14 protein-coding genes are annotated in these 9652 nt (G+C 38.4%); 10 read left to right on the top strand and 4 right to left on the bottom strand.

The features are described from left to right. Positions 1-174 precede the first annotated feature (174 nt). Entirely contained in the window at positions 175-687 is a 513-nt protein-coding gene (locus V7161_RS10105; RefSeq protein ID WP_335444767.1) for a CBO0543 family protein, read from the bottom strand. 196 nt (positions 688-883) lie between these two features. Here V7161_RS10105 and V7161_RS10110 point away from each other — a divergent pair, with 196 nt between their 5' ends. Next, on the top strand, positions 884-1477 hold the full coding sequence (locus tag V7161_RS10110; RefSeq protein WP_335444770.1) for a hypothetical protein: 594 nt from the start codon (positions 884-886) through the stop codon (positions 1475-1477). A 156-nt stretch (positions 1478-1633) separates the two neighbouring features. Here V7161_RS10110 and V7161_RS10115 read toward each other — a convergent pair whose 3' ends face one another. From V7161_RS10115 to V7161_RS10125, 3 genes are all read right to left on the bottom strand, one after another. Continuing rightward, complete coding sequence (locus tag V7161_RS10115; RefSeq protein ID WP_335444773.1) at positions 1634-2776, bottom strand: hypothetical protein; 1143 nt, start codon at positions 2774-2776, stop codon at positions 1634-1636. A 434-nt stretch (positions 2777-3210) separates the two neighbouring features. After that, positions 3211-3405: a hypothetical protein gene (locus V7161_RS10120; RefSeq protein WP_335444776.1), complete on the bottom strand. Its 195-nt coding sequence runs from the start codon at positions 3403-3405 to the stop codon at positions 3211-3213. Positions 3406-4282: 877 nt separating this feature from the next. Continuing rightward, complete coding sequence (locus tag V7161_RS10125) at positions 4283-4792, bottom strand: YcxB family protein (RefSeq protein ID WP_335444777.1); 510 nt, start codon at positions 4790-4792, stop codon at positions 4283-4285. A gap of 90 nt (positions 4793-4882) precedes the next feature. Here V7161_RS10125 and V7161_RS10130 point away from each other — a divergent pair, with 90 nt between their 5' ends. The 9 genes from V7161_RS10130 to V7161_RS10170 all read left to right on the top strand — a co-directional run bounded on the left by V7161_RS10130 (position 4883) and on the right by V7161_RS10170 (position 9590). Beyond that, positions 4883-5314: a hypothetical protein gene (locus V7161_RS10130; RefSeq protein ID WP_335444779.1), complete on the top strand. Its 432-nt coding sequence runs from the start codon at positions 4883-4885 to the stop codon at positions 5312-5314. A gap of 147 nt (positions 5315-5461) precedes the next feature. Continuing rightward, positions 5462-5956, top strand: a complete 495-nt coding sequence (locus V7161_RS10135; RefSeq protein WP_335444782.1) for a CBO0543 family protein — start codon at positions 5462-5464, stop codon at positions 5954-5956. After that, on the top strand, positions 5953-6432 hold the full coding sequence (locus V7161_RS10140; protein WP_335444784.1) for a CBO0543 family protein: 480 nt from the start codon (positions 5953-5955) through the stop codon (positions 6430-6432). The genes V7161_RS10135 and V7161_RS10140 overlap by 4 nt, the downstream gene beginning before the upstream one ends. Positions 6433-6571: 139 nt before the next feature. Continuing rightward, positions 6572-7078, top strand: a complete 507-nt coding sequence (locus V7161_RS10145) for a CBO0543 family protein (RefSeq protein WP_335444787.1) — start codon at positions 6572-6574, stop codon at positions 7076-7078. 135 nt (positions 7079-7213) lie between these two features. Further along, complete coding sequence (locus tag V7161_RS10150; RefSeq protein ID WP_335444790.1) at positions 7214-7414, top strand: hypothetical protein; 201 nt, start codon at positions 7214-7216, stop codon at positions 7412-7414. A 61-nt stretch (positions 7415-7475) separates the two neighbouring features. Beyond that, entirely contained in the window at positions 7476-7928 is a 453-nt protein-coding gene (locus tag V7161_RS10155; RefSeq protein ID WP_335444792.1) for an NUDIX domain-containing protein, read from the top strand. A gap of 194 nt (positions 7929-8122) precedes the next feature. Beyond that, positions 8123-8275, top strand: a complete 153-nt coding sequence (locus V7161_RS10160; RefSeq protein WP_335444794.1) for a hypothetical protein — start codon at positions 8123-8125, stop codon at positions 8273-8275. 199 nt (positions 8276-8474) lie between these two features. After that, complete coding sequence (locus V7161_RS10165) at positions 8475-9008, top strand: DUF5683 domain-containing protein (RefSeq protein ID WP_335444797.1); 534 nt, start codon at positions 8475-8477, stop codon at positions 9006-9008. A gap of 360 nt (positions 9009-9368) precedes the next feature. Further along, positions 9369-9590 (top strand): hypothetical protein, encoded by a 222-nt coding sequence (locus V7161_RS10170; RefSeq protein ID WP_335444799.1) that lies wholly within the window; start codon positions 9369-9371, stop codon positions 9588-9590. The last annotated feature ends 62 nt before the right edge of the window (positions 9591-9652 follow it).

Here is a 9652-nt window from a genome sequence, read left to right on the forward strand (position 1 = left end):
ACGACTTTATCGGCGAATTTTCCAATTTATCGGCGAATCATACAAAGCAAAGAAAATGAAAGACTATCTCCTCTTTCGAATCAAATAAATGGCCATGCAAATGTAAATGGAACTTAATAGTATGAAAAATAAAGGCGTGGATAGTTGATTTGTTGCCACTTTATCACCAACATGTCATTTTAGTTCAGCGAGTGAAGGATGGAAAAAGAATAATAATATACCGATTATAAATATCGATAGTAAAAGGGCCATCAGAGGATGTTTATAATGAATCCTTACCATGGTAAATAAAATCGCGTTAAAGACAGCCGACCAATATATATTCCAATCATTTTCATAGATAAATAGCCCTTTTTTGTAAAAAAGGTATTCAATCGCAGTAAAATAAGCGATCCAAATCGCTAAATAAAGGAACTGTTTTTTTCCTTTTGAATAGTACCTCAAGAAGATCATTATCACTACGGGGACAATTAAAAAGGAAAAGGTAAGGTCAATTAACGTGTGGTTTAACCAAGCGACCGTTACCGCTTTGTATCTCCAGAGACTATGGTTGTAAAAAATAAAGTTATAAAGCAAATTGCAAATTATAAAGTATTGGACAGTTGGGTAATAGGACCGCCAATTTTTCCAATCAACAAAATAAATAGCAAAAAGGATATAAACAAGAACAACAAAGAGTAAATACATTTGAACAGCCTTTCCAACTTAATAGTTACATTTTAAACCAAAGGAATATGGTTTAGTCGTTCCATTGGTGTTTTATGGTAAAATGGAGGTTGGAAGGGGGAGCGTATATGATTTCAAATGCATTAGTCCCGTTAGCAATATTAGCTTTAATTGTTAGCGTAGGATTTCTATTAGTGAGGGTGTTAAAAAAATCCAAATGAGATTATTTCATTATCATTATTGGACGCCGCAACCGAAAGAAATGGAAGACTTTTATACCCACATCGGCTTCACCGTAAAGCTTCGAATTGGAAAAAGGAATGGACCATTCGAAACGTTTAATCCGCCGCTTACCTGGGACGATTTCCAACCCAGCCCTCCATTATTCCGTACGATTGAAATGGTGTTAGGCAGTGTCAATGTCACCTTTGGTTTCGGTAAGACTGCTAAGTTTGACCATCTGGGTTTTCTAGTTTCACAAGAAGAATATGATTCTATTTGCAAAAATGCCGAAAGCCTTTCTTTAAAAGTAGAAGAAGGAGAGCGTCGCACCTTTATTTACACCCCATTTGGGTTCAAAATTGAACTGCAGCGAAGAGCAGATGCGGTTCCATCTTTAGATGGCAGGAAAATCAGAAAAATGGTACTGATCATTAGAAATCAAGAAATCCCTCAACTCTTTCAAAATCTTTTAGGTGAAATACCAATTGAGTTCGAACCAGGAGAAGAGATAAAAGTAGGTCTTATAGAGTTCGAGGGTCCGCTTACAATGGAAGCAGCCGATCCATGCGAGGTTTTACTTAAATGCTAGCTGTCTTAACAGTTAGCTTTTCTTTTGGGCAAATAACTATGGCGGGGACAACTATCTATACTATTTAAGAGAATTTAGTAATTTAGTTGCGGATGCTTTCTTAGAGTAGTTTTGCGAAATTAAAAACTCCTCAAATGATACCCTGAGGAGTTTTCGTCAATTTTTGATTTGCGAAAGTCCAAAAGCATGGTTCGACCACAGGACTTGCTCGGTTTTACGAGCGAGATCATCTTCACAATCCACAATCAACACGACCTCAGTCTTGGGTACTTTTTTTCTCTTTTTTGCTGTAAGTAAAATCGGAATTCCCTTGATTATGCAGCCTAAAAGGCATCCGGCAATAAACCCGGCAACTCCCCAAACAACTGGACCCCAGTGAAGGACAAAACCGTAAACGGTTCCGAAAAAACAGCCTAACGCAGCAAGAAGCATGATGCCATCGAACAGGCTTTTCCCATCCGAGCGTCGAATTGTATCAAACCATTGCGACTTTTCATTTCTTTTATCTAGTGGAGCTGCAAAAATGTCTTCCTGCATAACGCCGAGCGATTCTAATGCAGTGATTGCGTTTTCCAAATGCTCTGAGTGGTTGAAGGAAGCTATAAATCGCATTTTTATGGGGTCATCCTTTATCCGTAATCGAAATCGTTTGTTATGTTGGTAGTTTTGCGCCAGGTAGTTTGCTTGTTCCTTATCAAAAAGTTTATTTCGCTCTACGGTAATCACGTAGGTAAAGTAAGCGGTAAAACTAATCATCGAGGGAATAAATAACGCCCATTCTGGGTCAAGGACGGAAACAGCCTTATCAAATTTTCCGATTAAGGTGTATTCGATACTTGCAAGAAGATGTGACTTCATCAAGATGAAGTTCCACCACAAAACTTCAAAAACGGCTGTTAAGACTCGCTGCGTATAAACTGCACCGATACCTGGGATGAACAATGACCATAAAGCTCCCACAATCGGGCTTCTTTTTGATAGAGAATTCCATTGGATTTGGTCTATTTTGAATGTAGAAATGGGTGCATTCTCTTTATGAGCAAGCTCATAAAATATATTGTTATCTACCGCAATTTTATAGGTGCTGTAAATGGTAAAAACGAAAACAGCCCCATAAGTTAAAATCCAATAATCACCATGCCCGCTATTTAGGGTCTGTGCAGCCTTATCAAATCGTCCGATAAAAGTATAAATAATGGCAACGTTGAATTGTGTTTGGACATTGAGGACAACTTCCCAGACAAACAAAATCCAGCCTAACAAGTACTGGCCTAATAAGAGATGACCAAATCCTGGCATAAACCATGCCCAGGCTATAGTTACCCACGGGTTCGTGAAATGTAATAGATTCAGATGTAGCGTGCCGAGATATGCTCTCTGTCTGCGTCCTTTTTGGTGTGTTATCATGGAGTTAATATATCTCGTTCCTTACCGTTTTATGCAAGAATTGGAAATTCAGTAAGAAAGAGCGGGCTTTGGGGAATATGCCTTCCAGTCAGGGCATATTGAGAGTAAAAGCGGCTTATGTGAGAGTAAGTATATCTTATCCGAGAGAAATATATCTCATGTGAGAGTAAGTATAGGTTATCCGAGAGAAAAATGTCCTCCCGAAAGGCTAGACGACAGTAAATAGACGTTATCCGCTGTTAAAATTGAAACTCCCTTCAGCCTCTGAGGGGAGTTAGTTTTTTAATGGTCCTAGACAATATCAGCCTTCAATAGACCAGAGTAGATTAGTCCTCACTTGTATTTAAATAAGGACTCCCGCCTTCAGAAATAGTCCTTGTGGAAGGATCCTCAATTGAATCTAAAAAAGGACTTCCGCCAACAAAATTTGCCTGAATGGACGAATTATTACTAGTATCTAAATAAGGACTGCCTTCCTCATAACTAGAAGAGTTTCTTGATCGTTTATGTTCTTCTCGCATACAATCCACCTCTGTTAATAGAATATGTGGAAATGTAAAAATAAATACAGATACTAGTTACGAATCGACATACTTTTTAGGCTGTTAATGGAGTTTTTCTAGGATTAGAGCGGGTTTAAGGGATTTTTAATCAAACGATTGAATAGTATAGCATATACGGAATTTAGTCGAAAGAACGCAAAGCTGCCATAATGAAAAATCGCAAGTTAATACTTTTGTTAAATTAACAAGAAGTATCATTTTGCAAGTTAAGTATTCTTAATCACCTATAAGCCACTGCTTTCCAGTAGTCAATATTTCTTCTAGTGACTTTGCCACACTAAAAGTAGTGCTGCTTTAATACTTTTCTACAATTTTTAAATAACCTTAAAGATTTGTTCATAGTTTGTTCATATCTAGGGGGTATGATAAGTACATGAAGAGAACAGCTTAATCAACTCTCTCTTTGACCCCCTTATAAAAATATTTGTTGCGCATCCGGCCTTGTGCCGGATATTTTTTTTGCAAAAAAAAAGCCTTGATTAAGAGGCATTAAGGGCAAACCAGGGTGAGGAATGTAGTCATAATTGTAAGACGAATAAGCATTTCGATTATCATCATGTTGACCACCTCTTTAGGTTTTATAATCTTAGTGTACACCTTTTTTGTGAAAAATATATAAAGCAATTGTAAATTAATTGTCAATTTGATATTGTTGGCAACTTTGCCTATTTTACGATTCGCCGTTAAACCTATGAAATTCGCCGATAAAATGAAAAATTCGCCGATAAAATGAAAAATTCGCCGATAAAGTGGTTAAATCCGCCGATAAACCCACGAAATCCGCCGATAAATCAAAATATGGCCTGGAAAAGTGTACTTTTACACCGCAAAAACTCTATTTGATCCTCCCAGCAAGATAATTCCGCACTCCCTCCACGTCATGCAACTCTCTTTTCGGAAGAATACAAGCACTAACTCCGCTATTATAGAGATAGAAATTATGTTGATCCTCTTTCATCTCAACAATCCCAGCCCAAGTCACCCTTGTTTCGCCATGAGCGCTAGAATCCACAATCCCCTCATCCGTCATTCGCAGCACGTGATCGCCAAGCATCCCTTCATTCTTACCCTCATTCATCATTCTCTTCGTCATCCGCTTAACATGACGATAGAAAATCTTCGGGTAAAAAAGAATCCAAAGAACCGCAATAATAAAATAAATCACAAACGCCGTCACGAAGGGCATATCGCCATACGTAGACGCCAGATAGGCCGCAATAATAAAAATAACCGGCAGCAAAAACCGCTGAATATTTAAGGAACGCATTGCGGCTTTGGAATTTTTAACATGAAACATATTGAAGTTTAAATAATCTTCCTCAGTTAAGTGATAGTGAATCTCCATAAAAAAACTCCTTTGCATTGAACTTGTCCATTCGAAACCTAGCGGCAGCCATATATTGATAGTATCAGTACAAGAAAGGGGGATTTATCCATGTCGAATAGCAAAAAAGATAAAAATCAAGAAGAAGAAACCGAACACGAACACAAATGTGACTGCTGCAAAATCAACATTAACATCAATTATACCTTTAATATTGGAAACACAGAAAATCATATCGAACAGCGAGCAGAGGGCGGCGGGCAAATTAACAAGCATGTGGGCACAAACGCCAATCAAGGCGGGCAAAATGCGATTGATCACAGCGCATCAGCCAATACCGATTCCAATTTCGCCGATGGCAACGGCAGAAGCGGAATTGCCGGAAATGACAATGATGAAGCGGGCGGACAGCAAGGCATCAAAGTGCGCGACAGCATCGTGAAGAAGAGCATCATTGCATCAGGCTCCGAGCACAACGAAAGCGGCGACATACCTCCAACCGATGAAGCCGACAATGAAACTGCGGAAGAAGAGACCGGATAAGACTTATCGATGGGTGTTTCCTATGTATCAAAGCCAATTACATCTTCTAAAAAGATAGCCCGGATTCAAACTCCGGGCTATTTTTTCGTGTGTTTATCCAGAACTAGGGAACGATAGAAACAAAACCTTTTGAAAGGTATGCGTGATATGACGGTTGATGTTTTGGTATTAATACTATTGTGGGTGATCGGTCTTTTGGCATTTATGCTGTTTGTTCCAAAAAATCGCCGGCGGAGATTCTTAATCGCTTTTCTGATTTGTCAATCCTTTACCTGGCTGATTTCCGTTCTGCTAGTTTATTTTGACCGGATTTCTTATCCCATTCGCGAATTTCCAAAAGCCACTCATTTGCTATTGGCACTGAATTATTTCTTCTTTCCACTCCTTTGTGGTTTCTATATCATCTATGAGCCAAAAAGAAATTACACGGTGCGACTCCTTTATTTAGCCGTTTGGGATTCGGGTGTAGTCGTGATCATAAAACTATTGGAAAAATATACAGGCTTATTAAAATACCAGCATTATGCGTGGTATTGGTCATGGCTAAACTTTTTTTGTATTTTTGCAGTCACGAATTTACTATATCGATGGTTTTTCAAAAATAAAGCCATGTTTCAGAGTGATAAGGGTGCGGCACAATGAGAATAGAGTGGATGATTTTATTTGTGGTTTGGCTGATCACGTTGGGGTTGGTCTTCATTATCCCCAAAAAGAAAAGACGAATAGCCATCGTCGCTTTTTTATTTACGCAAGTGATTACCTGGCTCCTCGGTTTAGTGGTAGTGGAGTATGGGCTGATTGCCTATCCAGTTCGCTGCTTTCCGACTGTCAATCACACCAGCTTTACCTATGAGTTTCTGTCCTTTCCCGTTCTTTGCGGTGTTTTTAATGCCTATTATCCTCATGCCCGCAGCAATATGATGAGGTTCTTATACTTTGCTTCGTTCTGTACGATTTTAACGATCCTTGAAGTGATTATTGAAAAGTATACAGATTTAATAGAGTACCTGCACTGGTCCTGGTATTTGACCTGGATTTCCCTGTTTATCTCCTTTATGCTGTCCAGATGGTTTTGTGTATGGTTTTTCAAAGGGATAGCAAAGGAAATGGAGGAATAGGGGCTGTGACAAGCCGTTCTTTTTTTTAGATACCGCTCAGTATGGTTACTCTCGTAATGGAAAAAATAAAATGAGAATGATTTTCAGCTTGCCACACTTTTTATGAAAAAATGGTACGGTTTTCGTTTGGAGGAGAGTCATGCACGCTCTGTTAACATTCATCCTATTAATGTTTGCAATATGGAAAGGTGATTGGCGACATTGGCAAAAATATATTCACACCATCTTCTATGTGATTACCTGTAATTTACTTTACGCTGTCCTGTGCAGAGATCATTTGCTTTGGAAATATCGCCCCGACATCTTGCCCAAATCCCATGTATTGGTGGAATTATTATATACGTTTATCAATCTACCTTCGATTACCTTGCTCTATTTAAGCCACTTTCCCTTCTCAAAGCCGCAGCCGAAACAGTCTCGATATGTTCTCACCTGGATCATCGGTGCTTTTCTCGTAGAATATCCATTTGTAAAATGGGACCGGCTGCTCTTCATTAATGGATATGAGAATTGGATGGAACCAATTTTTTATTTATTTATGTTCGGGATGATTCGGCTGCATTACAGCCGGCCGTTTCTTACATACGGAATCTCCGTCGTGATCATCGTGTTTATGGTTCACTATTTTCATGTACCGATTAAATAGGGGCTGCTCCTGAACAGCCCTTTTTCTCGTTCCCATTCGTTTTCTATCATTTAGTTGTGACTCTGCAAACTTAACTGCTAAATCATGGTAATATATTGATTAAGAAATAAAAGGCTTAAGGAGCTTGATTAAAAAATGGTCATTCAGTCAAACATGTCACCAAAAGCGATTGTGGAGGTTTGGGAAGGGGCAGCAACCATTTTGAAACAATATCATGTTCCCATAATGGAAACGACCTTAGAAGCAGTTGTTAAACCAGATGTACTTCCCGCTCTCCTGAAGGACTTAAATGCTTTTGTTGGCAGTTCAATGGCTACTTGTGTGGAAGGTGGCTGACTACTACCAACTAAAAAGGAGTAGGGTGCTCCTTGGATACATAACTATAGGAGGTTTGATTATGGATTATTGTGAAATGATGAGGAGCATGATTGGGAATACCCCTTTGATTATCGTGCGGCCAAGTGTCGCAATCATGAATCACCATGGGGAAATATTGCTGAGCAGATTTTCAGGCGACAGCTGGGGGATACCTGGCGGGATATTGCAGTTAGATGAATCGGTTGAAGATTGCATCAAAAGAAATGTACAAGAAGAGATTGGATTAATGCTGAATCGATTATCCTTATTTGGTGTATTTTCCGGCGGGGCCTTATTGGATAAACCAGAGGACGGCAGTGACGAGTATCAGATGGTAGCAATAGGATATATATGTACGGATTATGAAGGGGAAGTCAGGCCGAATGAGAATCAAGCGATCGAGGCTGCATTTTTCCCATTAGATCAATTACCTGAAGAAATGGAGCCATTTATTAAAGAAAAGCTTGCTGAATTAAAAGGAAGCTTGAAATAATTCAATTAGCATAAAAGCCAGTCCATCACAACGGACTGTTTTTTGCGCCATAAACACCGCACATTCCCCTGTTCTTTCAAACTTTCGACAATATTCATACATTTTCCACAATTATCAACTGGTAATATATTTACATTGACCCTTTAATCTAGTAGAATATGAAACTAGTATAGATAAAAGGAGGATAGTCGAATTTGGAACGGGAAGATAAAAATAACTCGAATGTCGCCGATTTTTCTGAGATTGTGAAGAAGGCATATGAAAAGGGTCTCAATGAGAATGGAATGACACCGGAAAAATTAATTGAAGATATAAAAGTCGATCTCAAAAATATGATGATTAGCTAAATATATAGATTGAATGCTGCCAGAGGAAATCGGCAGTTTTTTGTTTTTTATAGGGTAAATATTAAGTACTATAGGAATTACTTCCTAAGTAGTAGAAAAATGCATGACTTAATGACCGAAATTTGTGAACTAGGAGGAATTTGGGAATTATTTGTAGAAATTATATGTAACATAATTCCAATTAGAGGTGAAGATGACGATGAGGCAAACTCGACAATATAAATCTCCAAATGCTGCAATGTTATGGTCGGTAGTTCTACCGGGACTCGGCCAATTATACAATAAGGATTATCTTGTCGGTTTTGCCCTGATTGTCTTGGAGTTTCTAGTGAATTTGAACGCAGACTTAAACCTATCCCTTATCACTACCTTTGTGGGTGATATAAATTCTGCTCATCATTCGATTAATTATCGCTGGGGGCTTTTTTATCCATCGATTTATGGTTACGCCATCTGGCAGGCCTATAATGCCGCAAGGGCCAATAACGCTAAGCTTTCAGGCGAAGAAGGACTACATAGAACCTATTTCTCCGGTTTCTTCCTTGGATTGGTTGTCGGAATGGATTTCGGGCTATTCTGGCATGACGGCAGTTTTATCTTGCATCACTTAGCAATTCGTTTTCTAGACTATCCTGTGGTGAACGGGATTGTGTTCGGACTGCTGATGGGAATACTCGGGCACATTATGGAAAATAAGGTATACCGAAAACAAAAAGCGGTTGAACATTCGTAATAGAAATTGCCAAACTGTTGAAGGTGACTTCAGCAGCTTTTTTATTTTACCGCAACTTACCATTTCACCATATATCTCACTGAAAAGGTACTTATGATACGATTTTCCTGCCAAATTGTTTTTTGTACATATATGGAGGAAGCACATGATATTCAATTTCATAATCAATAAATATGTCATCATATTTTCAATCTTAGTGGAAATAGTATAGTGTTATATCATTTATTCCCAAGTCACCTATGCCTATGCATTTGATGCTAGCAAAGGAGATTTACTTCAATCCGTCCCATCTCCTAATAAAAAATACACCGCCAAAGTGGCGGCGACACCATTCTATGGGTAGAAGTTGTTTCCCCTAGTATGGATTTCAAGAAAATAATCTACGTTAGTGAAATGAAAAATAATGTAAAGATGACTTGGGCCAATAATAAAACCATTAATATAAAAATTAATGAGGATGATGAGGCACCGCCAGAAACCATTCTTCATTTAAATATCAATAAAGACATTTATGATGAAATCGGAACGCCTTCTAAGAGTCTTGTCATGAAGAATGAATATGAAAGATTTTTTCCTAAATAATAATGTAGACTTACTAAGTGTATGACAGCCTTCATTTAATATTAATCTTTAGAGGATATTAA

This window comes from Neobacillus drentensis (assembly GCF_036965425.1).
GTDB lineage: Bacteria > Bacillota > Bacilli > Bacillales > Cytobacillaceae > Neobacillus > Neobacillus drentensis_F.